Source organism: Mycobacterium sp. D16R24 (genome assembly GCF_002013385.1).
Lineage (GTDB): Bacteria > Actinomycetota > Actinomycetes > Mycobacteriales > Mycobacteriaceae > Mycobacterium.
In genome coordinates, this window is record NZ_MAEV01000013.1 from 22,351 (window position 1) to 47,207 (window position 24,857).

Annotated in this window: 22 protein-coding genes, 1 tRNA gene and 3 pseudogenes; 9 read left to right on the forward strand and 17 right to left on the reverse strand. The window is 64.0% G+C overall.

Features of this window, described 5'->3' with window-relative positions:
* Positions 1–4 precede the first annotated feature (4 nt).
* The 3 genes and pseudogenes from B4383_RS27125 to B4383_RS27130 all read right to left on the reverse strand — a co-directional run.
* Positions 5–173 (reverse strand): annotated as a pseudogene (locus B4383_RS27125) (transposase); the annotation flags it as partial.
* Positions 174–346: 173 nt separating this feature from the next.
* Positions 347–1,087 carry a creatininase family protein gene (locus tag B4383_RS11550; RefSeq protein WP_078293914.1) on the reverse strand — a complete coding sequence of 247 codons (741 nt, stop codon included), beginning with the start codon at positions 1,085–1,087 and terminating at the stop codon, positions 347–349.
* Positions 1,084–1,683 carry a hypothetical protein gene (locus B4383_RS27130; RefSeq protein WP_286154530.1) on the reverse strand — a complete coding sequence of 200 codons (600 nt, stop codon included), beginning with the start codon at positions 1,681–1,683 and terminating at the stop codon, positions 1,084–1,086. The genes B4383_RS11550 and B4383_RS27130 overlap by 4 nt, the downstream gene beginning before the upstream one ends.
* 93 nt (positions 1,684–1,776) lie before the next feature.
* Between B4383_RS27130 and B4383_RS27135 the strand changes: the two genes are divergently transcribed.
* From B4383_RS27135 to B4383_RS11590, 8 genes and pseudogenes are all read left to right on the forward strand, one after another.
* On the forward strand, positions 1,777–2,142 hold the full coding sequence (locus tag B4383_RS27135) for a hypothetical protein (RefSeq protein ID WP_286154531.1): 366 nt from the start codon (positions 1,777–1,779) through the stop codon (positions 2,140–2,142).
* Positions 2,143–2,402: 260 nt separating this feature from the next.
* Positions 2,403–3,500 (forward strand): annotated as a pseudogene (locus B4383_RS11560) (IS110 family transposase).
* A 369-nt stretch (positions 3,501–3,869) separates the two neighbouring features.
* Positions 3,870–5,529: pseudogene (locus B4383_RS11565) on the forward strand (IS1182 family transposase).
* 318 nt (positions 5,530–5,847) lie between these two features.
* A complete protein-coding gene (locus B4383_RS11570; protein WP_078293920.1) occupies positions 5,848–6,231 on the forward strand; it encodes a hypothetical protein in 384 nt (127 codons plus the stop codon).
* A gap of 74 nt (positions 6,232–6,305) precedes the next feature.
* Positions 6,306–7,712, forward strand: a complete 1,407-nt coding sequence (locus B4383_RS11575; protein ID WP_078293923.1) for an FtsK/SpoIIIE domain-containing protein — start codon at positions 6,306–6,308, stop codon at positions 7,710–7,712.
* Positions 7,639–9,075 carry a replication initiator gene (locus tag B4383_RS11580; RefSeq protein WP_286150731.1) on the forward strand — a complete coding sequence of 479 codons (1,437 nt, stop codon included), beginning with the start codon at positions 7,639–7,641 and terminating at the stop codon, positions 9,073–9,075. The genes B4383_RS11575 and B4383_RS11580 overlap by 74 nt, the downstream gene beginning before the upstream one ends.
* 7 nt (positions 9,076–9,082) lie before the next feature.
* A complete protein-coding gene (locus tag B4383_RS27415) occupies positions 9,083–9,289 on the forward strand; it encodes a helix-turn-helix domain-containing protein (RefSeq protein ID WP_078293927.1) in 207 nt (68 codons plus the stop codon).
* Positions 9,289–10,518, forward strand: a complete 1,230-nt coding sequence (locus B4383_RS11590; protein ID WP_078293929.1) for a site-specific integrase — start codon at positions 9,289–9,291, stop codon at positions 10,516–10,518. Before B4383_RS27415 ends, B4383_RS11590 begins: the two co-directional genes overlap by 1 nt.
* A 97-nt stretch (positions 10,519–10,615) precedes the next feature.
* Here the strand turns inward: B4383_RS11590 and B4383_RS11595 are convergent, their stop codons facing one another.
* The 3 genes from B4383_RS11595 to B4383_RS11605 form a co-directional block, all read right to left on the reverse strand.
* The gene (locus tag B4383_RS11595) at positions 10,616–10,996 is read right to left on the reverse strand and encodes a hypothetical protein (protein WP_139360708.1); all 381 of its coding nucleotides are present in this window, start codon (positions 10,994–10,996) and stop codon (positions 10,616–10,618) included.
* 260 nt (positions 10,997–11,256) lie between these two features.
* Positions 11,257–12,240, reverse strand: a complete 984-nt coding sequence (locus B4383_RS11600) for a hypothetical protein (RefSeq protein WP_139360709.1) — start codon at positions 12,238–12,240, stop codon at positions 11,257–11,259.
* A gap of 238 nt (positions 12,241–12,478) precedes the next feature.
* Positions 12,479–12,555: transfer RNA gene (locus B4383_RS11605), tRNA-Pro, on the reverse strand.
* 162 nt (positions 12,556–12,717) lie between these two features.
* Between B4383_RS11605 and B4383_RS11610 the strand changes: the two genes are divergently transcribed.
* Entirely contained in the window at positions 12,718–14,076 is a 1,359-nt protein-coding gene (locus tag B4383_RS11610; protein WP_078293952.1) for an HNH endonuclease signature motif containing protein, read from the forward strand.
* A gap of 87 nt (positions 14,077–14,163) precedes the next feature.
* Here B4383_RS11610 and B4383_RS11615 read toward each other — a convergent pair whose 3' ends face one another.
* The 11 genes from B4383_RS11615 to B4383_RS11665 all read right to left on the reverse strand — a co-directional run bounded on the left by B4383_RS11615 (position 14,164) and on the right by B4383_RS11665 (position 24,856).
* A complete protein-coding gene (locus B4383_RS11615; RefSeq protein WP_078293935.1) occupies positions 14,164–14,757 on the reverse strand; it encodes a LysM peptidoglycan-binding domain-containing protein in 594 nt (197 codons plus the stop codon).
* Positions 14,758–14,957: 200 nt separating this feature from the next.
* Positions 14,958–16,358 carry a ribosome biogenesis GTPase Der gene (der, locus tag B4383_RS11620; RefSeq protein WP_078293938.1) on the reverse strand — a complete coding sequence of 467 codons (1,401 nt, stop codon included), beginning with the start codon at positions 16,356–16,358 and terminating at the stop codon, positions 14,958–14,960.
* On the reverse strand, positions 16,355–17,029 hold the full coding sequence (cmk, locus tag B4383_RS11625) for a (d)CMP kinase (protein ID WP_078293954.1): 675 nt from the start codon (positions 17,027–17,029) through the stop codon (positions 16,355–16,357). The genes der and cmk overlap by 4 nt, the downstream gene beginning before the upstream one ends.
* 8 nt (positions 17,030–17,037) lie before the next feature.
* On the reverse strand, positions 17,038–17,778 hold the full coding sequence (locus B4383_RS11630; RefSeq protein WP_078293940.1) for a pseudouridine synthase: 741 nt from the start codon (positions 17,776–17,778) through the stop codon (positions 17,038–17,040).
* Position 17,779: 1 nt separating this feature from the next.
* Positions 17,780–18,562, reverse strand: coding sequence for an SMC-Scp complex subunit ScpB (gene scpB / locus B4383_RS11635; RefSeq protein WP_078293942.1), 783 nt, complete (start codon positions 18,560–18,562; stop codon positions 17,780–17,782).
* Positions 18,559–19,425, reverse strand: coding sequence for a segregation/condensation protein A (locus B4383_RS11640; RefSeq protein WP_139360710.1), 867 nt, complete (start codon positions 19,423–19,425; stop codon positions 18,559–18,561). Before B4383_RS11640 ends, scpB begins: the two co-directional genes overlap by 4 nt.
* 26 nt (positions 19,426–19,451) lie before the next feature.
* Positions 19,452–20,333 carry a ParA family protein gene (locus B4383_RS11645; RefSeq protein ID WP_078293946.1) on the reverse strand — a complete coding sequence of 294 codons (882 nt, stop codon included), beginning with the start codon at positions 20,331–20,333 and terminating at the stop codon, positions 19,452–19,454.
* A 116-nt stretch (positions 20,334–20,449) separates the two neighbouring features.
* Positions 20,450–21,388, reverse strand: a complete 939-nt coding sequence (gene xerD, locus B4383_RS11650; RefSeq protein ID WP_078293956.1) for a site-specific tyrosine recombinase XerD — start codon at positions 21,386–21,388, stop codon at positions 20,450–20,452.
* Positions 21,389–21,426: 38 nt separating this feature from the next.
* Positions 21,427–22,071, reverse strand: a complete 645-nt coding sequence (locus B4383_RS11655; protein WP_078293948.1) for an NUDIX hydrolase — start codon at positions 22,069–22,071, stop codon at positions 21,427–21,429.
* A complete protein-coding gene (locus tag B4383_RS11660; RefSeq protein WP_078293950.1) occupies positions 22,064–23,758 on the reverse strand; it encodes a CTP synthase in 1,695 nt (564 codons plus the stop codon). The genes B4383_RS11655 and B4383_RS11660 overlap by 8 nt, the downstream gene beginning before the upstream one ends.
* 153 nt (positions 23,759–23,911) lie before the next feature.
* Positions 23,912–24,856, reverse strand: coding sequence for a copper transporter (locus B4383_RS11665; RefSeq protein WP_078292649.1), 945 nt, complete (start codon positions 24,854–24,856; stop codon positions 23,912–23,914).
* Position 24,857 lies beyond the last annotated feature (1 nt).

The window sequence follows — 24,857 nt, forward strand, 5'->3', positions numbered from 1 at the left end:
AGACGCGGACGGCTTGGATGCGGGAGTTCAGGCCTTCGGCACCGGCGTTGGTGATGGGTGCGCGAAGTAGGACAGCAGCCCCGCCTCATGGCGCTTCAACGTCTTGGCCGCGTCGATGACCGGCTTGAGCCGCGAGTGGGTGCGCAGAAGTACCAGCGCTTGAAGTGCTTGGCCGCCCAGCCGCGGCGCTTGTAGGACCAGAAGTGGCGCAGGTCTTCCTTGATCCCAGTAAAGAAAATTCTCACAACGGCAGCGCTGCCTCGAACTTCAGCTTGTCGGGCACGACAGCTTGGTCCGTGGCGGCGGACGGGAGCGCCAGCGGACGGGAGCCGTCACGGCGTTGACGTCAGGCGTGTGGCTCGACGAGGAGCTTGATCAGTTCGCCAGCTGCCTTGCCGAGATGATCGAGGACCGCACGACCCTTCTCGGCGCTGGCACGCGAGGGGTAGCCGATAACGCCGTTGTCGGTGTACGCGCTCACGCCGACGGTTGTGAGATGCCTGCGGTCGGGCGCGCTGTGGTCCGCCGTCTGCCAACCGTCGCGGACACAGCGGGGATGTGTGGCCAGCAGGATTGACGTTTCAAGCTCGCCCGCGTGCATGTCGTCATGATTTGTGCTGTTGATGCCGGCGGCCTCACGCGCTTCCGTCCAGTCCTCCCGACTCGGAAATAGTCCAACGCGGATCTGGCCCTTAGTGTTGGCCTCCTGGACCACATTCGACAGCACGTAGTTGCCGCCGTGTGCGTTGACAATGACGAGGCCGCGGGTTCCCTGACTGTTAAGCGAGTCGATGACGTCGGTGACGATGCTGTTCAACGTGGTCGCGCCGATGCTCACCGTCCCCGGAAAATCCGAGTGCTCGTGCGAGCATCCGAAAGCCAGCGTGGGAAGCTGAAAAGCGTTGTGCTGTCGGCTGATCGACTCAGCAATAGCCGTTGCGATCAATGTATCGGTCGCAAGGGGAAGATAAGGGCCGTGCTGCTCGAACGAGCCGATCGAAAGCAGTGCCACTGGCGCGTTAGTCCAGTTGTCATCGGTGGTCGTCGATGGCAAACCGAAGCCCGTCGTTTCTTGGTGGTGAGTCATAGCGTTGGGTCTCCTCGCAAGGCTTCTTCGATTCTTTGGCGCAAAGTCTGTAGAGGCAACGTGGTTCGCGCTCTGACACGGTCACGAACCAGCTTCCGGCACAGACGCAATTCACGTCGCGTCCGATCTGACGGTGCCGACAGGTACGTATCGACGGTCTGGGGAAGCACTTCGACCGCGGTGCGATAGTCGCCGATCATGATTGCTGCTCTGAGCAACCGCGCCGAGGCTACCGCGAAATCGCGACGTTGGCTGCCAGGCCAACTTCCGTGATGTTCGCGGAGCAACTCCATCGCTTTGGCGGCTTCGCCAAACATCAGCAACCCGGCGGCGATCTCGCTGGCCACGTAGGCAGGCGAAGCATAAATCGCGTGGTCGTCCGAAACCGGTTCGATCTGCGCGATGTGGAGTGCATATGCAGAGAGTCGGGTAAAGCTCTGCCGGTCATGGCTGGCAGCGGCCGCCAGCACTTGCTGACGAGCAACGCTTGCCGCCAACCGCCCGACAGAGATCCCGTTGATGAGCCTCGCCGCACCATCCGCCAGCTCGACTGCAAGGCTCGGGTCCGACTGCAGCACGATGTTGGAGCGGCGCATGAGGATGACCGCTTGTAGCGAGGGCTCCGCCGAACGGAGGTGGTCTGCCGCCCGGGTCGTCAGATGCAGAGCCTGCATGGGATCCCCGCTGTCTTGAGCGATCCAACCGCCAAGCTCGGCGATGCGCCCAGCAGCGCGGCGGATCTCGGGGCGTACAGCCTGCGGGGAAACGCGGATGAGTTCCTCAATCGTGGTCAGATCACGGTCCACCAGCTCTCGGGCGTACGCGGGCCCGAAGATGTGCTCAGCTCGGATGTGCGCTGCACGCTGTTCCAAGATTACGGCGAGCACGTCGCTGTCGAAGCTAGCCTGCACCAGCAGTGGACGTGGAAGATTCGTGTCTACGGAGAGGCCGAAAAGGTGGTCCTCGTCCTCGCGGAGGGCTTCAGCCAGCAAGCCCCTCCAGAGAGGTCCAGGGTGGCGTCCCCGTTCGAACTCAACAATCTGTCGGCGGAGTGAATCCGCGTCGATGGCCTTCAGTCGTTGCTTCGTCCTGACACGCGCAACCTCCGCCGCGAGGTCGTTCTGACTCCAGCCCCATTCGAGCCGCGCAGCACGCAGTCGCTGTGCGCTCATCGGTCGTGAAGCTGCGGCGTCGACCACATAGCGATTTTGCCTGATGAACCGGACAACTAGACGGTATGGGGGGCTGGGGCCTCGCTCACATGTGAACGTGGGTTGTCCGACAGGAAACGGGTCCTGGCCGGTAGAGCCACAAGATGTGGGAGGCCCCAGTGAAGCATCAGCGTACGAGTATCGGGTTGGATGTGCACGCGCGATCGGTGGTGGCGTGTGGATTGGATAGTGAAACCGGTGAGCTCTTCGAGCCCCGGTTGACTCCGGATCACCGAGAGATCCTGGAATGGGTGCGATCACTGCCGGCACCGGTGGCGGTGACCTATGAGGCCGGTCCGACCGGGTTCGGGTTGGCGCGGGCGTTGATCTTGTCGGGGATCGATTGTGCGGTGGCGGCGCCGTCGAAACTGCAACGCCCGTCGGGGGATCGGGTCAAGACCGATGCTCGTGATGCCCGGCATTTGGCCCGGTTGCTGCACCTGGGTCAGATTGTGGCGGTGGCGATTCCTTCGGTGGTCCAGGAGGCTGCCCGGGATCTGGTCCGGGCTCGCGAGGACTGCCGCGGGGATCTGATGTCGGTGCGGCACCGGCTGTCGAAATTCCTTCTGCGACACGGGATCGTCTACTACGGTGGCACCGCCTGGACCGGCAAGCATTAATTGTGGTTGCGTCAGCATCGGTTCGACACCCCGGGATTGCAACTGGCCTACGACAGTGCTTTCGACGCGATGCTGGCCTGCGTGGACCGCCGGAACCGCCTTGATGAGGCGATCACCGCGATGGCTGCCGATTCGGTGTTCACCCCGGTGGTGACCCGGCTGGGGTGCCTGCGTGGGGTCTCGACGCTGACCGCGTTCGGGTTGGCCGTCGAGATCGGCGACTGGTCTCGACTCTCCGGTCGATCCATCGGCGCCTACCTGGGGCTGGTGCCCACCGAGTACTCCTCGGGTGCTTCGCGGTCTCAGGGCGGGGTCACCAAGACCGGCAACGGCCATGCCCGCCGGCTGCTGGTCGAGGCGGCCTGGCATCACCGGCCGCCGTATCGGCCCGGACTCCATCTGCGGCGGCGGTGGGACCAGGCCAGCCCCGCAGCCCGGGCACGCGGCCAGGCCGCCAACCGGCGCCTGCACGACCGGTGGCTCCGCTTCGACGAACGCAAGAAACGCTCCGTGGTCGCCAATGCCGCGATCGCCCGTGAACTGGCCGGCTGGTGCTGGTCGTTGGCCGTCCTCGACGACTGACACCCCCACAACTGTCCGGATGAGATCAACAAGGGTGACGGCAAGCGTCTGGGAGTGACCCGCGGCCCTCCTATGAGCAATCATGTTGCAACGCAGCTGATCACGCTCGATCTCTAGACAAGCGGTCCACTCCGACTCGAAAGTCCCGTCCTGCGGAAACCAACCCGCGTATATCAGACTTGACACGCGTCGACACGACACGCTCGCCACCCTCTGAAGACTCATCCGGTCAACGAAGCGGCGGCCCCAACGACGGTTGCGGCCGCCGCTTCACCCTGCCTGCTTGACAAACTGCTCCCCATATCAGGAGGCCGCTGAACAATCGGCGCGCCCTCTAGGGAATATGCCTTGAGCTGCGATAATGGGTTCGTGCAGGGTGTTGAGCGGGCGGATCGTGAGCTGTTGGACGCGGAGGCGCTGGTCGGTCATCTGGTGGCCGAGGGCAGTATGTTCGCGTTCCTGGCGGGTCATCGTCAGGATCTGTTTCCTGACAACGAGTTCGAGGACTTGTTCCCGTCCGGGAAGGGGCGGCCCTCGATCCCGGCGTCGGTGATGGCGTCGATTCTGGTGCTGCAGACGCTGCACGATTTGTCGGATCGTGAGACCGCCGAAGCGGCCCGCTGCGATCTGCGGTGGAAGGTCGCGACCGGGATGGCGTTGGATCACCAGGGTTTCGACCCGACAACGTTGGTGTACTGGCGTAAACGGCTGGCCAAGTCGGAGCGGCCGCACCGGATCAACGAGGCGGTCCGCGCGGTGGTCGCCGAGACCGGGGTGCTGCGTGGCCGCGGTAAGCGTGCGGTGGATTCCACGATTTTGGCCGATGCGGTCGCCACCCAGGACACCATCACGCAGCTGATCGCGGCGATCCGCCGGGTCGGGCGGATCGTGCCGGGCGGGGCCGAGGCGATCGGGGTGGTGTGCACCGGCCATGACTACAGCCGTGCGGGTAAGCCGGTGATCGACTGGGACGAGGCCGGCGCCAAGGATGCGTTGGTCTCGGCGCTGGTCAACGATGCCCATGCGCTGTTGCAGGCACTGGCCGGGATCGATGAGGACGTGGCGGCCGAGGAGTCGGTGGCCGCGGCGTTGGCGATGTTGGCGTTGGTCGCCGGCCAGGATGTCGAACCGGCGCAGGGGTCGGATGGGACCGATGGGCAGTGGCGCATCGCCCGTAAGGTCGCCCCCGATCGGGTGATCTCGCAAGTCGACCCCCAAGCCCGGCACACCCGCAAGTCACCGCAGGCGCGCCGGGACGGATATCGGGGGCATGTGGTGGCCGAACCGGAGACCGGGATCATCACCGATGAGGCGTTGACCATGGCCGCTGGGCCGGCGAACTCCGACGCGGCGGTGGCTGAGCAGTTCCTGGCCGCCCACACCACACCCGCAGCCGACGTGGCGGGCGGCAACGATACGGCCGCGCACGGTAGCGGTATCGACAACACCGGGCGCGACGAGACGTGCGAGTGGTACGGCGATTCTGCTTACGGCACAGGCGATTTCCGTTACGCAATCGGCGAGGCCGGGCATGCCGCGGTGCTCAAGCCCAAGCCGCTGCAATCTCCGGTCGAGGACGGGTTCACCGTGGACGACTTCATCGTTCGATGAGCAGGTCGGCGCGGTGAGCTGCCCGGCCGGTCACACCCGACCGATCAGCGGTACCCGGGTGGCGAGTTTCGGCGCGCTGTGCGCCCACTGCCCGCTGCGCGAACAGTGCACGAAGTCCAAGACCGGCCGCAAAATTGTTCTGCACCAACGAGATAGCCTGCTGCGCGCAGCCCGCCACGACTGGGCCGCCGACTCCGACTTACGGGAGAGGTACCGCAAGTACCGGCCCAACGTGGAACGAGTCGTCTCCCAGATCGCCAGCCGAGGCGGTCGCCGCCTCAAACTGCGCTACCGTGGCACCGTCAAGAACCACGCGTGGCTGACCCGCCGCACCGCAGGGCTCAATCTGCGCAATCTCATCGGGCGCGGGCTCACGCGCACGGCAGGAGTCTGGGTTCTGGCCCCCCAAACAGTCTGAAAGACCCCTCATCGGGCTCAACCGCACACATCTCCGGACCCCACCGGACACCGACACCACAATTCAGGGACCAGCAACGGTCCTCAGGTCCCCGATCGAACCACCCATACGGTCACCCGCCTGAGTTTCGTCGCACCGGCCCGTTCAAGGACACCGCCCCAAACCCCCTTGTTCAGCGGCCTCCTAGCTGCGCCTTTGCTCGCGAATTTGGTGTCCCCCTGTCTCCCTATAGCTCTCTCCCACCGCCGGCAGCGCACTGGTGTTCTGAGCTGGTGGCGATTGCCACGTGAAACAAGTCACAGGTCAGGAGCAAATCTGATGAAACTCAAGATTGACACAACTGGGGTGTCGTTCGTCTGCACGCGGACGCCGGAGCAGCGCCTCGCTTTCGACACGGGACAGCCGCGAATCGACCGCGAGACGGGCCAGCCGCTATGGCAGGTGCAACTGATGGCCCTCGATGTCTCGGGTGCCGAGGTCATCGCCGTCACCGTTGCCGGCGACCCAGGCGTGAGCGTTGCCCAGCCCGTTCAGGTTGACGGTCTCATCGCGTCCCCGTGGAACCAGGACGGCCGCAGCGGTGTCGCCTATCGGGCGGATGCCATTCGCGCGACCGGTGCACCTCTATCGGGGGTGGTCTCCCCACCGAGGACGGCCCCTTCCTCAGGAACGCCAGTCGGTCCGGGCAAGACGGCCGCCTAACCAAGTTGGGTCGGGGACTGCATCACGGGGCCGCCATGTCGTGATGCAGTCCCCGGTTCTCGAAGGAGACTGCAATGTTTGATTCCTCAAGCACCCGTAAGCCGAACACCTCGAACAGCACCGAATCCGACTGGGACGAGACCCTCACGCTGATCGTCACGGGCCTGGCGAAGGGACTCGGGATCCTCATCTGGTGGTCGGTCCTGTTTCCGATGATCAGCCTTCCCTTGCTCGTGAGCTTCTGGGTTGGAATTCAGTACGCACCGATCCTGGGATTGCTCGTCGCCGTCGCGTCAGGGACAACTCTGGCGGCGTGGGCCTACCTCTCGCCCGAGTCATTCAACGAATGGACCACCGCCAGGATGCGGTCGCGATGGCGGACTTGGTGGATTTACCGCCGCCGCTGGGAGGCCATCTGCACGTTGCACGGTCTGACGGCCTCGATGGCCGGCCGCACGCTGGTGCCGACGCTCCGGTCGGTATCGATTGGTGCGATTTGTGACGTCGCGGTCGTTCGGATTCTGGTCGGGCAGTCGGTCGCCGACTGGCAGAACAAGACGCTTGCGCTCGCCGAAGCCTTCCGAGCTGAGCGGGTGACGATTCGTTCCCGCAGACCCGGCGAGGTCAACATCACCGTGCATCACCGCGATGCCCTGGCTGGTGTCGTTCGGCTACGACGACCGAGCCATGAATCCCATGCTGACCTCACGAACATCGATATCGGCATCATCGAGTCCGGAAAGCGTTGGAGTATTCCCGTCTTCGGACATCACATTCTGGTGGCTGGCGCTACCGGCGCGGGTAAGGGATCAGTTCTCTGGTCGCTCATCTCCGGACTCGCGCCAGGCATACGTGCAGGGACAGTGCGTCTGTTGGTAGTCGATCCCAAGGGCGGCATGGAGTTTGGCCGCGGACAGCGATTGTTCGCCGGATTCGCCTACGACAACGGCGAGCACACACTGGCGCTACTGCGGGCGGCGACTCAGGTCATGCAACAGAGGGCCCAACGGCTTCGCGGCCATACGCGCTTGCATGCTCCATCTAGCTCGGCGCCCCTGATCGTCGTCGTCGTAGATGAGATCGCCTCGCTGACTGCCTATATCGGCGATCGCAAAGTTCGTTCCGAAGTCGAACAACTCCTCGGGCTGTTGCTCTCTCAGGGCCGGGCTGTCGGGGTCTCGGTGGTCGCGGCAGTACAAGATCCGTCGAAGGACGTGTTACCGATCCGGCAGTTGTTCTCCATACGGATCGGGATGCGGATGACCGAGGCCACTCAGACCGCCATGGTGTTGGGTGCCGCGGCCCGTGACGCAGGGGCGCTCTGCGACGAGATATCGACGGCGACTGCCGGCGTGGCATATGTCTGCCAGGACGGGCGTGCCGAACCCATCAGGGTGCGTGCTTTCCATGTCACTGACGCTGATATCGACTATCTCGCCGAGCATTTCCGACCTTCGATCGGAAAGCGGCACGGTGAATAGCTCGGTGTCGGACATTCCGTCGCTGCCGGATGCACCGGCCGGGGTCGATAGCTCCGCCGTACTGACACAGATGGTGCGACGGGCGGCGGCGCCGAGTTTCGACACATGGTGGGATACCGCGGAGAGATGCGGATTCTGCGCGAGCCCAATCCGCTTAAAGGCCTCCGACGAGTTCGGCAGGCAGCATCACGTCCTGACCAGGTGCAATAACCGCCGCGCTACGGCGTGCCCGTCATGCTCTGATCTGTACGCCCGCGACATTTGGCAAATGATCCACGCCGGCCTCAACGGCGGACATCATGGTATTCCCGGTACGGTCGCCGATCACCCACAGTTGTTCGTCACGCTCACCGCCCCGAGCTTCGGCGCTGTTCACACGACACGGCGCAACGGAACCTGCCATCCGGGGAACCAGCAAGGTAAAAAGTGCGCACACGAGCGCATCATCCGATGCAACTGCACCCACAGCCTGGACGATCCCGCCCTGGGTCAGCCGCTGTGCAGCGAGTGTTACGACTACGTAGGGCACGTTCTCTTTGCCTGGCACGCTCCCGAACTCTGGCGTCGATTCACCATCCGCCTCCGCCGGTCGCTCAGCCAAGCACTCAGAACGCGCGGCGCCGACCCCAAAGGCACGAGGCCGTCCTTCGTCAAAGTCGTTGAGCTACAACGCCGCGGCGTCCCTCACTTCCACGCCGTCATCCGCCTCGATGCGGCTTCACCTCCGGGAGAACAACCTTCTCCCCCGGAACCCAGTCTCGATATGGCCGACTTCGTCGAATTGGTAAGGCGGGCAACGGTCGATACCAAGCTGGCGATACGCAAAGACGTCGTTCTGCGCTTCGGCGAGCAACTGGACATCAAGTCCATCAGCGGGGCAGGCACAGTCGGCTCCGACGCCGACGTCCACAACCGCCGTGTTGCCGGCTATCTCGCCAAGTACGTGACCAAGTCCGTGACAGACCACGGTATCGATGCCCGGCGTCTCAGCGAGGAAGGAATCGATCAGCTCGATGTGACGGATCACTTTCGCCGAATACTCCAGACGATCGTTTCCGTCGCCCGCGACGAGCAATATCAGGAGATGACCCTCTGGCTGCACACACTGGGCTTCCGAGGGCACGTGACAAGCAAGTCGCGACAGTTCTCGACGACCATGAAGGCCCTGCGCGAGCATCGCGCTGACTGGCGGCGGGAGCGGGCAGGATCACATCCGGAAGCCGCCACGGTCCAGCAACTGATGTGGGAGTTCGAACGCTCGGGATACGAGAACCTCGGTGACCGCCTGCTGGTCATTTCGGCTTCTACTCGTGCTCGTGAGCAGCGCCTTACCGGGCGTAGCGCGTTGAAGGAAGGGGCGTGAACCGAGGATGCTGCTAGATGGGCGTTGGTACAGTAGCAACGAGCTTGCCGAACTCGTCCACGTGGACGCCTCGACCATCCGGCGTTGGCGAACCGCACGACCGCCGCAGGGTCCGGCATTCGTTCAAGTATCTGATCGGGTGTTCATGTACAACTCGGACGACGTTGAGATGTGGCTCGCCAGTCGGCGCGTCGATCCTGGTGAGGTGGCGTGATGGTTGACAAAGTCGCTCTACCACTGGGGATTTCGCTAGCTGCTGACATCGAGGAGCGCCCCGGCGGGGCATACCGTGCACGTGTCCGATGGGTCGATCCGGCCGTCAAGAAGCGAGTCTCCAAGTCTGAGACGTTCACTATGCGGGAAGCCGCCGAAGACTGGATCAACCGCATGCGTCAATCCGCCGGTCGCGGCATCGACCCAAACACGGCGACGACCACTCTCTCAGAGTACGGCACGACCAACATGAAACTGGCGCTTCGTGGCCTGGAAGGCAAGACCACCGATCCGTACCTCGCCGGGTGGCGCAAGCGCGTCGTGCCATCGCTCGGCCACCTACCCGTAACCATGATCACCAACGGGGCAGTTGACCGGGCAGTGCACGCTTGGATCGCCGACGATTGCAGCCGTTCAACCGTTAAGAACAGTCTCGCGGTGCTGGTTCGGGTCATGGAGCAAGCGCTCCGCGACGGGATCATCGATCGGAACCCGGCTCGGATCAGCGGCTGGCAGCGCGAGTACAAGCTCGCCGAGGATGAGCTAGACGACCCGCGATCCCTGGCGCTGCCGGACTGGTCCGCACTGGTGACCCTCGCTGACGCATTGGTCGCAAACTCGGCAGACAAGTACCAGGGCTGGGGGGACGCCGTCATCTTCGAGGGCTGCACCGCTGCGCGCATCGGTGAAGTCTCCGGCTGTCTCGTTCGCGACATCGACACCGAAAACTGGATCTGGACCGTGTGCCGCCAGACGACCCCATCCCCCGGCGAACTCACGCACGGCGCCACCACCGCATCTGGTGGGGGCCTGGTCGACAAAAACACCAAGGGCCGGCGAGCACGTCAGGTGCCGCTGATCGAATCCATCCACGACATCATTCTGGGTCGGATCGAAGTAGCCGACGGAGAACCAGATGCCCGGCTATTCACCGGCCCGCGGGGCGGCCGCATCACCACCGCCACCCTGCGTGACGCGACCTCTTGGGATGAGGTGGTGACCAAGCTGGGCTACGAGCACCTGACGCGCCACGGCCTTCGGCACACGGGACTGACATGGATGGCCGATGCCGGCGTCCCACTGCACAGTCTCCGCAAGATCGCCGGCCACGGGAGCATCACGACCACTCAGCGGTACCTGCATCCCGATCGGCAGTCCGTCGCCGATGCCGGTGAGTTGCTGACGCGGCATCTCTCGTCTAACGTCGGGCGCAATCTGCGCGTGGTGTAGGTACCGATCCCGTTGTCCCAGAGTCGATATCATCGACCTTGCCATCCGACCTACCAAACAAACGTGGTCGATCTGTTCGGAAGCCAGCTTAATTTAGTTACTTCGGCGCTTTGAAGGCGATCGCAGTCAAGGACTGCGTTGCGCTCTCAAGAGAATCGAAGGCATTGGCGAGGTCTGTTTGGAGCTTCTCGAACCTGTCGAACTCGTCGACCTCGCCTCCACGATGCGCGGCCTGCATTGGTCCGTTCCAGTTCTCAGCGGCGCGCCTGATCGTCTTCAGCGCGGCTTCAACCTCGGAATTGCTGGTAAGCAGCTCGGCTGTGATGACCTCGTGCTTGATCTTGTCGCAGAGGACGATGTGCTTCTGCCTGACATCCATTAGCCGCGAAGATCTCTCGGCAGGTGGCGGGTCATTCCGCGCGGTCTGCTCACGATGCGTCATCGTTGCGTCGAACAGCTCGCGTTGCGAGTCAATCATTTTCGGTCGTTCCGATAGCACGGTAGCGACTTCCTCGCGTAGCTGATCGGCTCGCTTGTCAGCTCGGTTCGCCGCTCCCTCTGAGCGTGTCGTCCATCGAGTGAGCCAGACACCACCGAGGGCGAATACAGCGCCCATGACCGGGCCTGTAGTCAACTCACGGAACCAGTCACCCCAAGTCAATTCTTTCCCCTCCCAACAACTTGCATTCCGAATGGAAACCGACGCAAGCTCTACTGCGCGATCCGTAGCGTTGTTCCTCACGGAACATGGAGCAGGATCTGTGTCCATGGGTGGTCCCCGACCACGGCCACGCCCTGGCCATCGACGATTATCCCTCGGAACGACTTGTGCCCGAGTGCCCATCGTCGCTGGCGGATCTCGGCGAGTGACCGGCGCCGCCACCGCACGCCGTTCCAACCGGGTGGCGGTTCCCCACCAACCTCACGAATCCAATCCGGCCCGAGGAATACCTCTTCGCCGTACACCATCAGCTCGGCAACGTGGGCGTCGTACTCGACGCGCTCTGACTTCATCGTTTCTTCCACCTTGAGCCAGAACCATTTGTAGAACTCGCGTACGGCAGCCGTGTAGCGACCGATGATCGGAATCAGATCAATCGAATCGCCGTGTTTCTCAAGGTATTTACGAACCACTGCCGTCAAACTGTCCCACTTCAGAAGTGGCTTGACATGCAACCGAAATTGGAACTCTGCCGCTGGCACCGACTGTGAGAACTGCCACGCCGGGTTCAAGTAAGGAAGGAATCGATGCTGAGAGTAATTGCGGAGCTCTTCTAGAAGTTTGGCCTCGTCCGCTTCGAACACTGCCAGGCGCTTGGTGGTGTACTCACCTTGCTCGAACCCAGAGAGCTCCTTGCCGAGCTTGGGCCAGATGTCACGCAGAACTGCGCGCTGACCTGAGATAAGCGACTTCACGGAGGCGAGCAAATTCGCGAGGAGTCGAGCTAGCTCGATGCCGAACGGGTCGCCGACGTCCGGGTTGAATGGCTGACTATGGCCAATCTCGGGGTAGCGCAGGACGTGGGCCTGTAGCTCCTCAGCGTTCTTACTGAATGCGTACGAGGTCAGATTGAGATCGCGCATCATCACGATCACCTCGAACGGCCGCATCTCCGTCAGCATCGCCTGGCGCCGCTTGTACTCGGCGATCCATGGGTTCGTCCAGCTCGTGGTGGACTCCCGACCGTCCTCGTCGCCCGCCGCTGCCTCCATGAACCTCATGATTCCACCCGCATCCGACACTTCCCGGTGGTTCCGCTTCCGTGTCCTGGAACTGACTATTGGTTCCCGTCCGGTGCAGGCCGCTCCAGGATTTAACCTGGGGTGAACACCGACCAGCAGCTCCGCTGTCTACTCAGCCGATCGCTGCACATACACCATCTGGTCCCAGTCTGGTCCCAGACGCCCGGTCGATGGGAGACTCACGGCGAGAATCTTCGCACGTCAAAGCCTACTTTCTTGGTCGGGCTGACAGGATTTGAACCTGCGACCACTTGACCCCCAGTCAAGTGCGCTACCAAGCTGCGCCACAGCCCGCCGCCGCTATGAGCAGCAGACGGAAGCCTACCGTAGGTCCGGCGAGATCCTGAACTCGGATTCCGGCCAACGGTGCGGGATACCACAAATCACTTGTGCCACAACAAGATCATCCACAACATTTGGCGACTATTTGTCGGAGTGGCGTCCTATCATTCGAACATGAGTTCGATGGTGGATGTCGACGCAGGTCAGGTCCTTGCGGGGCTGGCCCATGCCGTCGACGCGCTGGCGGAACTCGATGCCCAGACTCTGACGCAGGGCGATCGTCTCGCCGTTCTTCGCGGCGTCGAGGCCCTCGTGCGTCGGATCCCTTCCGCGACTCATCCGATCGTCAATGAGCTGGTGTCCGAGCATGTTCCGGGGCAGTTCGGTGGGGTCAACCTGGCTGAAATCCTTGCTGACACGTTGCGGATCACCCGTTCGGATGCGCGCCGGCGCATCCGGGATGCCGCGGAACTGGCCCCCACCGCTTCCCTGAGCGGCGAACCGATCGAGCCCGTGCTTGCGGCGACTGCTGTGGCGCAACAGGCCGGTGTCGCCGGACACGATCACATTGCGGTCATCCGGCAGTTCTGGGACCGACTCCCCCACGCCGTTGATGCGGTAACCCGAGCTGCCGCCGAGAAGCAGCTTGCCGGGCTCGCGGGAACACTCCGGCCGGACGAGCTACGCAAGGCCGCGGACAGGCTCCTGGCCTATCTGGATCCCGACGGCAGCCTCACCGGCGATGCCGATCGAGCCCGACGACGAGGGTTCCGGATGGGACGTCAAGGTCTGGATCTCATGACGCCCGGGACATTCGACCTGGACCCCGAACTGCGCTCCTACCTCGACGCGATCTTCGCCAAGTACGCGGCTCCCGGTGTGTGCAACCCCGAGGGCGAAACACCTTGCGTAGATGGCGATCCCGATACCGCGCGGCGCGATGCGCGCTCGCTCGCCCAACGTCAGCACGACGCGCTCAAGGCGATGTGCCGGTCTGTGTTGTCATCGGGCGAGCTAGGCCGTCATCGCGGACTGCCGGTGACGGCGGTCGTCACCACAACACTGCGGGAGCTCGAAACAGGGGCTGGCCACGGGGTAACCGGCGGAGGCTCACTGCTGCCCATCACCGATCTCATCCGGATGGCCAGTCACGCCCACCATTACCTGACCGTCTTCGACGACGACGGGCGCGCGCTGCATCTGGGGCGAGCAAAACGCGTTGCCAGCGAGGACCAGCGAATCGTGTTGATCGCCAAGGATCGTGGCTGCACGTACCCGGGATGCGATCGGCCCGCGTATCACTGTCAGGTGCACCACATGGACGAGTGGGCCCGCGGCGGTAAGACCGACGTGGACGCCCTCGCGCTCGGCTGCGAGGGGCATCACAAGCTGCTGGGGCCTCAGGACCATCACTGGCGGGCCATACGCGGCCCCGACGGCTGTACGTGGTGGATTCCGCCCGCGCATATTGATCCGGCGCGCGTCCCGCGCATCAATTGGTTCCACCACCCGGACGGCTACTTACGGGAATAGAACGACATCGGCCCCGCCGGGGGTTAACCCGACGGGGCCGATGGGGCCAAGAGGCTTACATCACGCTGCCTACTTGAGCCGGCGTGACTACTCCGGGATGGTCAGAACCTGACCCGGCTGAATCAGATCAGGGTTGGCGACCCCGCTCGCGTCGGCAATCTTCTGGTACTGGTTGCCATCACCGTAGAAGCGCTCCGCGATGGCCCACAGCGTGTCACCCGAGACAACGGTGTACGTGCGGGGCTCCGGAGCGGCCGGTGCCTCGGGCTCTGCGGCGGCAGGAGCAGTCGCGGCAGGCTCTTCGGCGGGGGCTTCCTCGGCGGGGGCGGCCGGCGGAACCGGCGGGGTGTCGCTCGTGGTGGCGGTGGCCCAGGCGGGGGTATCGCCCGAGTACAGCACCAGGTTACGGTCATCCTGCAGCACCAGCCGCACGTTGTCCTTGCCCTCGGTGTCGCTGTGCCAGACCGGCTTTCCGTCTGCGTACAGAACGAAGTTGCCGTCGCTCTGCACCTCGGCGCGCTCCGGGCTGGTGCCATTGGTTCCGGTGGCCCACACGACGGTGTCGTACTCGGAGAGCACCAGGTTGCCGTCTTGCTGAAGCGTCAGGGAGTACGCGCCATTGTTCGACGTGATGCTCTGACCGGCTTCCAGCTTCTGGCCTTCGGTAAGTGTGTCCGCCACTGTGTTGCGCCTTTCGTAGGTGGTTTTGCTACCGCCGCAGGATGGTAGACGGTCAAACCAGCCTAGGTCGGCAAACCGAAAAAGTGGGCGATTCCGATCGGGTAGATCTCAACACGAGTGCGAATATTCGGTGAACGGAGCCTGAGAGAGCAATGTGCATGAGATCTTTTAGCTTGTGCCCGTTGCTATCTCACCGGCAGTTAGCGTTTGGGTCCGCGCTTCTCGCGCATCCGAACATTCACCCTGATGGGAGTCCCTTCGAAGCCGAAGGTTTCGCGCAATCTGCGCTCGAGGAACCGGCGATACCCGGCTTCGAGGAATCCGGTGGTGAAGAGCACGAAGGTGGGTGGCCGGGACGTGGCCTGGGTGATGAACAACACGCGTGGCTGCTTCCCGCCGCGCACCGGAGGTGGCGTCGCGGCAACCACTTCCTTGATCCAGGTATTGAGCTGACCGGTGGAAATTCGCGAATCCCAGGAGCGCAGCGCAGCCTCCAGTGCGGGCACCAATTTCTGAAGTGCCCGGCCGCTCTTGGCCGAAATGTTCACCCGCTGCGCCCAGCTGAGCTGCGAAAGCTGAAGGTCTACTTCACGTTCAAGGAGGTCGTGACGATCCTCGTCCACCAGATCCCACTTATTGAACGCGAGTACCAATGCGCGCCCGGATTCGACCACCATGGACAGCACTCGCTGGTCCTGTTCCGTGATGGGCTGAGATGCGTCCAGGAGCACGATCGCGACCTCGGCGGCCTCAATGGCTCCATGGGTGCGCAGCGAGGCGTAGTACTCATGGCCGGAGGCCTGTCCGACCTTGCGGCGCAGACCAGCCGTATCGACGAAACGCCAAGTCTTGCCATCGAGTTCGATCAAGGTGTCTACGGGGTCAACCGTCGTTCCGGCGGTATCGTGCACCACCGACCGCTGATCCCCCGAGAGTTTGTTCAGCAGAGAACTCTTGCCCACGTTGGGTTTTCCGACGAGAGCCACCCGTCGCGGGCCACCCTCCCCCGATGCGCGTGCGGACACCTGAGGCAGGTCCGCGACCACGCGATCGAGCAGATCCGCGACCCCACGCCCGTGCATGGCGCTGATGGGAAAGGGCTCGCCCAATCCCAGCGACCATAGCGTTGCCGCGTCAGCCTCTGCCCGGTCGCTATCAACCTTGTTGGCGGCCAGGAAGACTGGCTTACCCGAGCGGCGCAGTAGCTTCGCCGCGTCTTCGTCTGTTGAGGTTGCACCCACCGTGGCGTCGACCACCAGGATGATGAGATCCGCGGTCGCCATCGCGTGCCGCGCCTGTTCTGCTACGAGCTGTTGCAGGCCGGAGGCATCGGCCTCCCACCCGCCGGTGTCTTGCACGGTGAATCGGCGATCCATCCATTCAGCGGGATACGAGACACGGTCCCTGGTCACCCCGGGTATGTCTTGGACAACCGCTTCGCGCCGCCCGATGATCCGGTTCACCAATGTCGACTTGCCGACATTGGGGCGGCCGACCACCGCCACCACCGCAGGCGGGGCACTCGGTTCCTCGGCCGCCTCGTATTCGGCGAATTCGTCGAGTTCCCAATCGCTTTCATCGACCCATGTGCCGTCGGTCATCGGGACGCCCCTGCCTTTGTTCGCACCAAGTCCAGCAGGTGGGCCACGACCTGGTCCTGTGTCATATCGCTGGTGTCGATCTCCACCGCGTCCTCGGCCGGACGCAATGGCGACACCGCTCGTGTCGAGTCCAAATGATCGCGGCGCTGCACGTCGGCGAGCACGCGCTCGTACTCGTCGGCTCCGCCGCCGGAAACGTTCTGCGCATTACGGCGCTGCGCCCGGGCCTGTGCCGATGCGGTGAGATAAATCTTCACGTCGGCATCGGGGAGCACGACGGTACCGATATCGCGACCCTCTACCACCACCGCGCCACCGCTGCCCTCGGCCAGCTCGCGCTGGCGCCGCACTAGCCGCTCGCGTACTGCGGGTACCGCAGACACCGCGGAGACCGCGCCGGTCACCTCGGTTTCCCGGATGGGAGTTGAAACATCTTCTCCCGCAAGCAGAGCTGTCTGCGCATCAGGATCAGACCCCACCGACATGGGAACCTGTTCGGTGGCAGCGGAGATAGCTGCGGGATCGTCGAGGTCGATACCGGCGCGCAGTACCCAGAGCGTCACGATCCGGTACATAGCCCCGGTGTCCAGATAGGCGGCGCCGAGCTGCCGGGCCAATTCCTTGGCCACCGAAGATTTTCCGGTGCCGGATGGGCCGTCGATGGCGACCACGACGCGCGTCACAAGCCCACCGCCTTGTACAGCGAGCCGATCTCGTCGCGGCCCAGAGCACGCAGGCTCCCGGGACGTTGATTGCCCAGCACCACATCGCCGATCTTGGTGCGGACCAGCTCCAACACCGGATGGCCCACGGCGTCGAGCATCCGGCGCACAATGCGATTGCGTCCCTCATGCAGGGTCAGCTGGATCATGGTCTGGCCGTCCACGGTGCCGAGGAACTTGAAATCGTCAATCTTCGCGGGTCCGTCGGCGAGCTCCACGCCATCACGCAGCTGTCTGCCGAGGCCACGCGGCACCGTGCCTGCCACCGTGGCGATATACGTCTTGGGCACCTCGTAGGAGGGGTGCATGAGCCGGTGAGTCAGCTCTCCGTCATTGGTGAGCAGGATCAGCCCGACGGTCTCGGCGTCGAGGCGCCCCACATTGCGGACGCCCTGATTGCTTCTCACCCGCTCCTCGATCAGCTTCCCGATGCAGGGGCGACCCCGGTCGTCCGACATGGTCGACAGCATGCCGTAGGGCTTGTTGAGCGCCAGGTACACCAGCTCGGAGTTCATGATCACGCGTGCGCCGTCGACACGAACCACGTTGACCGCCGGATCGATTCGTCTGCCCTGTTCGGTCACGATCTGACCGTCCACTTCGACGCGACCCTCGTAGATCATCCGCTCGGCTACCCGGCGTGACGCAATTCCCGCTTGCGACAACACCTTCTGGAGTCGAATTCCTTCTTCGCTCATTTCAGTCCTGATCAACAGTAAAGGCGGGTGCGGCACCGGATCCGGCACCGTCAGCGGGCGTCCGGTCGAGCCGCGCGAACCGCGGCTCGTCGCCGAGGTTTTCGGATAGGTCGTCGATCACGTCGATATCGGGAAGAAGCGGTGCGATATCGGGAAGGTCCGTCAATGAGGTCAGCCCGAGCCGCTCCAGGAACAGCTCGGTGGTGCGGAACATCACCGCGCCGGACTCATCATCGGTGCCTGATTCGGCGATCAACCCGCGCATCAGCAGCGTCCGCATCACGGCATCGACGTTCACGCCGCGGACGGCACTGACACGAGATCTGGTCACCGGCTGTCGGTAGGCCACTACGGCAAGGGTCTCGAGTGCGGCACGGGTCAGCTTGGAACGTGCACCGTCCAGCAGCAGCTTCTCGACGTAGGGGGCGTACTGGGCACGCGTGTACATACGCCAGCCGTCCACGGTCTCCCGAAGGTCGATTCCGCTGGCGCGATCGGTCAGGATCTCGGAAATCCGTTGCAGCGCTTCGGCTACGCGGTCCAGTGGCTGCGCGACGACCGCGGCCACCGCCGAGGCACTGATGGGTGTGTCCACCACCAGCAAGAGGGCTTCGAGAGTGCTGATGAGTTCGTCATCGGCCATCGGGACGAATTCGTCCGGACCTGATTCGACCTCGCCAGAGGCTTCCGAGTCGGATTCCAGGGCACTGATCTCGGTGTCGACGGGGGCGTCGAGATCAGTGGACTCCTGCGACCCCTCGACAGGGATCGTCTGCTCACTCATGCGTAGTCCACTGCCTTTTCTAGATCATCCTGCGCCGGGCGCTCACCGGTCCATGAAACTTGGAGCGGTCCAAGCGGTTCGGATTGCTCGAATAGTACCGCCTTGGAGCGGTAGAGCTCGAGGACGCCCAGGAAGCGGGCAACGATCTCGATCGGTGCCGAGCATTCGGCGACCAGCTCGGTGAACGTCATCCACTGTCCGGCGCCCCGCGCGGACAGCAGTTCGACCATCCGTTTGGCGTGTTCAGGCACCGAAACCCGGGGAATGTGTAGATGGCTCAGACCGACCGTCGGCACCGGCCGGGGGGTGAACGCACCGGCGGCAAGCTGGGCGAATTGCTCCCCATCAAGCCCCAGGTGGACCGGCGGCAGCAGCTCGCTGAACCGCTCCTCCAACGCCACCGCGCGCGGGTACGAGCGCAGCGCGGCGGCCTCCAGTTCGGCGAACATCTCTGCCACATGCTTGAACGCCCGGTACTGCAGCAGCCGTGCGAACAGCAGGTCACGGATTTCCAGCAGGGCCAGATCGTCGGAGTCATCCACCTGGCCCGAAGGCAGCAATCGCGCCGCCTTCAGATCCAGCAGGGTGGCCGCGACGACCAAGAAGGCGGTGACCTCGTCAAGGCTGTAGGTATCGCCCAACGTCTTGGTGTAGGCGATGAACTCGTCGGTCACCTGGTGTAACGCAACCTCGGTGACGTCGAGCCGATGCTGCGAAATTAGTTGCAGCAGAAGGTCGAACGGCCCCTCAAAGTTTGTGAGATGAATCCGGAAGCCGTGCGTATCGGCGGCCTTCGGTTCCGGTTCCGGCGCAGCGGAGTCGAGAACTGAGGGCTCCGTAGAAGTCGCGACTGGATCAGACATAGTCAGCGCTTCCGGTACCTCAACCGTCACGATTCGAACCGGTCGATTACCTCGCGAGCCAACGAGATGTACGCCTGGGCGCCGGAGGATTTGGGTGCCCACGTCGTGATGGGCTCCCCCGCCACGCTGGTTTCCGGGAAGCGGACCGTGCGGGTGATGACGGTGTGGAAGACCTGGTCGCCGAATACCTCGATGACCCGGGCCATCACCTCACGCGCGTGCAGAGTGCGGGCGTCGAACATGGTGATGACGATTCCGGACACCGACAGTTTCGGGTTGAGCCGGTCGCGCACCTTGGCCACGGTGTCGGTGAGCAACGCCAGCCCGCGCAGCGAGAAGAACGCGCATTCCATCGGGATGACGACGCCCTCGGAGCACGCCAACGCGTTCACGGTCAGCAGACCCAGCGACGGCTGGCAGTCGATGAGCACGTAGTCGTAGCGGTCGAGTACCGGGTGCAGCGCGCGGGCCAGCGAGTGTTCCCGGCCCACCTCGTTGACCAGCTGAATCTCGGCCGCAGACAGGTCGATGTTGCTGGGAATCAGGTCGAGCCCCTCGACGCGAGTGCGCATGAGGACCTCGTCCACCGACACGCGGGGCTCGACCAGCAGGTTGTGCACCGTGGTTTCGAGTTCGTGGTGGGCGATTCCCAGGCCGGCCGACAAAGCGCCCTGCGGGTCCAGGTCGACGAGCAGCACCCGTCGGCCGTACCCAGCCAGCGCGGCACCCAGATTGATGGTCGAGGTGGTCTTACCCACCCCGCCCTTCTGGTTGCACATCGCGATGACCTTGGCCGGCCCATGGCCCGTCAGCGGCTTTGGTTCGGGAATGTCTTTGTGAGGACGACCGGTGAGGTCAAGGTCGCCGTCGTCGGCGGGGAAGTCAGCGTCGAGACTGCCGTCCGTCACGTCACCTCCCGGTCATCTGCTTGACCCTCTTCGCGCACCCGGCTCATCGAAGGCATTCGGGCAAGTCTAGTGGGGTTGCGGCTCTCGGTAGCGGCAACCCGCGCATGTGGCGACTACTAACGGGCCCGGGGATGCGCACCAGCCCACACTTCGCGCAGCGAACTGACGGTGACCAGCGTGTAAATCTGTGTCGTCGTCACCGAGGCGTGGCCGAGTAATTCCTGCACGACGCGAACATCGGCACCACCTTCCAAGAGGTGCGTTGCAAACGAATGCCGCAGGGTGTGCGGGGACACCGCAGCACTTATCTTGGCGCGTTCGGCGGCGTCGGCGAGCACCTGCCAGGCGCTTTGACGAGACAAGCGCCCACCCCGCGAGTTCAGGAACAGTGCGGGAACACCGCCGCGTCCTCGTCGTGCCAGATCCGGACGGCCGCGTACGAGATAGGCCTGGAGTGCTTCCACCGCGGGCCGCCCCACGGGCACCAGCCGCTGCTTGCCGCCCTTGCCCCAGAGCAAGGCCGAGCGGGCCTGGACGTCGATATCGTCGACATCGAGCCCCACGGCCTCGGAAATGCGTGCCCCGGTCGAATACAGCAATTCCAGGAGCGCGCGGTTACGAAGATCGAGCGGGCCGTCCGTGGCACCTCCGCCGGCGGCGGCCAATAGGGCCTCTACTTGATCTATCGTCAGGCTCTTGGGTAGCCGCCGATTGGGGGTTGGCGGCTTGACGGCGCGAGCGACATCGGTCGGGGCCAGCCCTTCGATGGCTGCGAACCGGTGCAGTCCGCGCACGGCGATCAGCGCACGGGCGGCCGAGGACGCGGACAGCTCGGGCACGCCATTGTCGGGGTCGCCCCGGCGCAGCGTGACCACAAAATCGCTCACATCGGGTTCGGACACGTCGGCGAGGCGGCCGATCTTGCGGTCGGCGAGATACTGCAGATAGCGGCGCAGGTCGCGACGGTACGAGCTCAGTGTGTTGGCGGCGACACCACGTTCCACGTCGAGGTGATCCAAATAGGCCTGGATCTCACCGTCTAGGAGCCCGGCGATGAGCCCCTTGGGCGAGGAGCCGGCGGCAAGTGCGCGGTTCAACTACGTTCCTTGCGTTTCGCAAAGGTTGTCGGCCGGTCCGGCCAGGGTGCATCTGAGTCGCGGGTGTGGTGGCCGGCGAGCGCCACGTGCGCGGCCAGAATGCCAGCCGCGGCAATGGCATTCACGATCTCACCGGCAAGCACCATCGATACGGCCTCGGGCAGCGGCACCCAATGCACCGTCATGTCGGCCTCTTCGTCATGGCTTTCGCCGCGGCCCGGATGCGAGAGCCCGGTAGCCAGAAACACCCTGACCACCTCATCGGTGAACCCGGGTGAGGCGGCGGCATCCACGAGTACCCGCCAGGTGGTCGCCTCGATGCCGGCCTCCTCCCGCAGCTCGCGTGCGGCGGCCAGTTGAGTGTCCTCCCCCGCGATGTCCAGCAGTCCGGCGGGCAGTTCCCAGAGCCGGTGTCCGAGCGGATGGCGGTACTGATGCACCAGCGCGACCCGTCCGACCTCGTCGACGGCGGCGACAGCCACCGCCCCGTAATGCTCGACTACCTCGCGGATCGCGCTGCCGCCGCCGGGCATCGCGACACGATCGCGGCGCAACGCCAGAATGCCGCCCATGTACACGGGCTCGGACTCCAGGGTGAGGAACTCATGGCGTTCTCCCTCCCCGGGAGCCCCACTACTCACTATCAGGATCCAGCGGAAGGCGTTCGGCCGCTTTGTATTCCATCGCCGCACGGATAAATGCGACGAACAGCGGGTGTGGACGGGTGGGGCGGCTCTTGAGCTCCGGGTGGGCCTGGGTGGCCACCGCGAAGGGGTGCACATCCCTCGGATACTCGACGAACTCCACCAGGTGCCCGTCGGGCGATGTCCCGGAGAACCGCAGGCCGCTCTCGGCGATCTTGTCCCGGTAGGGGTTGTTCACCTCATACCGATGCCGGTGCCGTTCGGAGACTTCGGTCGTTCCGTACGCCTCGGCAACAATGGAGTCGGCTTCCAGAACAGCTGGATAGGCGCCGAGGCGCATCGTTCCGCCCAGGTCTGCCTCACCGGCGACCGCCCGCACCTGATCGGCCATCGTGGCGATCACCGGGCTCGGAGTCTTCGGGTCGAATTCTGCGGAGTTGGCATCGGCGAGACCCGCCGAGCGCGCCGCCTCGATCACCATGCACTGCAATCCCAGACACAGGCCGAGCATCGGGATGCGCCGCTTACGTGCGTAGCCGATAGCGCCGAGCTTGCCTTCGATGCCCCGGATGCCGAAACCACCGGGGATCAGCACCCCGTCGACATCACCGAGCGCGGACTGCGCGCCGGCCTCGGTCTCACAGTCGTCCGAGGGCACCCACTTGATGTCCACCTTTGTGCGGTGCCGGAACCCGCCGGCACGCAGCGCCTCGGTGACCGATAGATAGGCATCAGGCAGGTCGATGTACTTGCCCACCAAGGCGATTCGCACTGACTCGCTGGGCTCGTGCACGCGCTGCAACAGATCGCCCCACTCTGTCCAATCAACATCACGGAAGGGCAGATTGAGCCGGCGCACCACGTACGCGTCGAGCTCTTCGCGATGCAGCACCTTCGGGATGTCGTAGATGGACGGGGCGTCCGGTGTGGAGATGACACCGTCGACGTCCACGTCGCACATGAGCGCGATCTTGTTCTTGAGCGGCTCGGGCACCTCCCGATCGCAACGCAGGATCAGCGCATCAGGGGTGATGCCGATGCTGCGCAGCGCGGCGACCGAGTGTTGCGTCGGCTTGGTCTTGAGCTCACCGGACGGCTTCAGATACGGCACCAGAGAGACGTGCAGAAAGAAGACGTTGTCACGGCCGACGTCATGCCGGATCTGGCGCGCTGCCTCCAGGAACGGCTGCGATTCGATATCGCCGACGGTGCCGCCAATCTCGGTGATGACCACGTCGGGCCGCTTGCCGTTGGCATCGGGCTCGGCCATCGCGAGGATGCGGCTCTTGATCTCGTCAGTGATATGCGGGATTACCTGCACGGTGTCACCGAGGTACTCACCACGTCGCTCTTTGGCGATCACGGTCGAATAGACCTGCCCCGTCGTGACATTCGCCGAACCCGACAGGTCGCGATCCAGGAAGCGCTCGTAATGCCCGACGTCCAGATCGGTCTCGGCGCCATCCTCGGTCACGAAGACCTCACCGTGCTGGAACGGGTTCATAGTGCCCGGATCCACATTGAGGTATGGATCGAGCTTCTGCATGGTCACGTGCAAACCGCGTGACGTGAGAAGTTGCCCGAGGCTTGAGGCGGTCAGTCCCTTGCCCAGCGAGGAGGCGACTCCGCCGCTGACGAAGAGGTGCCTGGTGGCGGATTGAGGATGCTTGCGTAGACCTGGCAAGAAGGCTCCCGTGACGACTGCGCAGGGCAATTCTGACTGGATCGGGGCCCTGCTGACCCACGGAACCTCACCCTAACAAACAGGGCGACAACAGGCACCGAACACGCCGTGCGGTGTGGGCTAGATCCCGTTTTTATGGCTTTTATGGCCCACCTAGGGCACCGTGATGGAGGTAGCTCCGGGACCAAGCCCGTACCTGCCCGAGTGGCCGTCGGACTGTTCGCGCAGCGCCAGGATGGTGGTGATGCGTCCCGAGGCCATCTCAATATCGTCGACGGTGCTCGCCGCCGAGGCCATGGAACCATCGGCACGGGTCACCGCGATCGACGCGATGCCGTTGGCCGATCCGCTGCGTCCGACGAGCACGGTGCCCGAGCCGCGCCGATCCAGTGCGGCAGCGAATCGCGCCACGCTGGATCCCTTGTTCCCGGCGTCGTCGGGCAACGCTCCACCGGTCACGATCACCGCGAGATTTCCCGCCGACACCTGTCCGTCGGTGTAGGTGATGAATCCGCTCTGACGCAGCGCCGACAGTGCGATGTCACGCTGCTCGTCGGTCACCGGCGGTGCCTGCTCTTCTGGTTTGTGCGGGGCAATCTGCAACACGATGCCCACGAGGTCACCCGCCTGCGATCCCTGGTCTACGGCATCGGTGCGCAGCTGCGTCCCGGCGGGCAGGATCGACGAGTTCACGATGGTGCGCAGCCGTTCACCCTGATTGGCGTCGGTGAACTGGTCGGTCAGCCCGACCCGGCCCGATACCGACCCGCCGGCGGTGGAGATCAGTTGAGCGATGCCGTCGACATCGGAACGGTCTGCCTCCGGGGTGGTGAACAGCACCACCTTTCGATCACCCAGGGCATCCTTGACCATTCGGGGCGCCATGGTGGCATCGAAATTGCTTGCGGCGTTGAGCTTCTCACTCAAGGCATTCTTGTCCTGGTTGAGATCTTCGATCTGCCGTTGCTGGGTGCGCTTGTCGTCGCGCAGGCCCGAGAGGAGCGTGTCGTTGAGCAGGCCGGAGCCGAGTACGACGCCCACTGCCAGGGCGAGGAAGACGGCAGCGAGGGATATTGCGTGCTGACGCAGAGTAATCACG

What these genes read in the sequence shown, in the direction of transcription:
- B4383_RS11630 (WP_078293940.1), bottom strand. Translation starts at nt 17,778, where the DNA reads ATGAGCGAAGAAGGAATTCGACTCCAGAAGGTGTTGTCGCAAGCGGGA.
- B4383_RS11570 (WP_078293920.1), top strand. Translation starts at nt 5,848, where the DNA reads ATGAAACTCAAGATTGACACAACTGGGGTGTCGTTCGTCTGCACGCGG.
- B4383_RS11590 (WP_078293929.1), top strand. Translation starts at nt 9,289, where the DNA reads ATGGTTGACAAAGTCGCTCTACCACTGGGGATTTCGCTAGCTGCTGAC.
- B4383_RS27415 (WP_078293927.1), top strand. Translation starts at nt 9,083, where the DNA reads ATGCTGCTAGATGGGCGTTGGTACAGTAGCAACGAGCTTGCCGAACTC.
- der (WP_078293938.1), bottom strand. Translation starts at nt 16,358, where the DNA reads ATGACCGACGGCACATGGGTCGATGAAAGCGATTGGGAACTCGACGAA.
- B4383_RS11550 (WP_078293914.1), bottom strand. Translation starts at nt 1,087, where the DNA reads ATGACTCACCACCAAGAAACGACGGGCTTCGGTTTGCCATCGACGACC.
- B4383_RS11595 (WP_139360708.1), bottom strand. Translation starts at nt 10,996, where the DNA reads ATGATTGACTCGCAACGCGAGCTGTTCGACGCAACGATGACGCATCGT.
- B4383_RS11640 (WP_139360710.1), bottom strand. Translation starts at nt 19,425, where the DNA reads ATGTCTGATCCAGTCGCGACTTCTACGGAGCCCTCAGTTCTCGACTCC.
- B4383_RS11580 (WP_286150731.1), top strand. Translation starts at nt 7,639, where the DNA reads ATGTCACTGACGCTGATATCGACTATCTCGCCGAGCATTTCCGACCTT.
- B4383_RS27130 (WP_286154530.1), bottom strand. Translation starts at nt 1,683, where the DNA reads ATGCGCCGCTCCAACATCGTGCTGCAGTCGGACCCGAGCCTTGCAGTC.
- B4383_RS11610 (WP_078293952.1), top strand. Translation starts at nt 12,718, where the DNA reads ATGAGTTCGATGGTGGATGTCGACGCAGGTCAGGTCCTTGCGGGGCTG.
- B4383_RS11575 (WP_078293923.1), top strand. Translation starts at nt 6,306, where the DNA reads ATGTTTGATTCCTCAAGCACCCGTAAGCCGAACACCTCGAACAGCACC.
- B4383_RS11600 (WP_139360709.1), bottom strand. Translation starts at nt 12,240, where the DNA reads ATGAGGTTCATGGAGGCAGCGGCGGGCGACGAGGACGGTCGGGAGTCC.
- scpB (WP_078293942.1), bottom strand. Translation starts at nt 18,562, where the DNA reads ATGAGTGAGCAGACGATCCCTGTCGAGGGGTCGCAGGAGTCCACTGAT.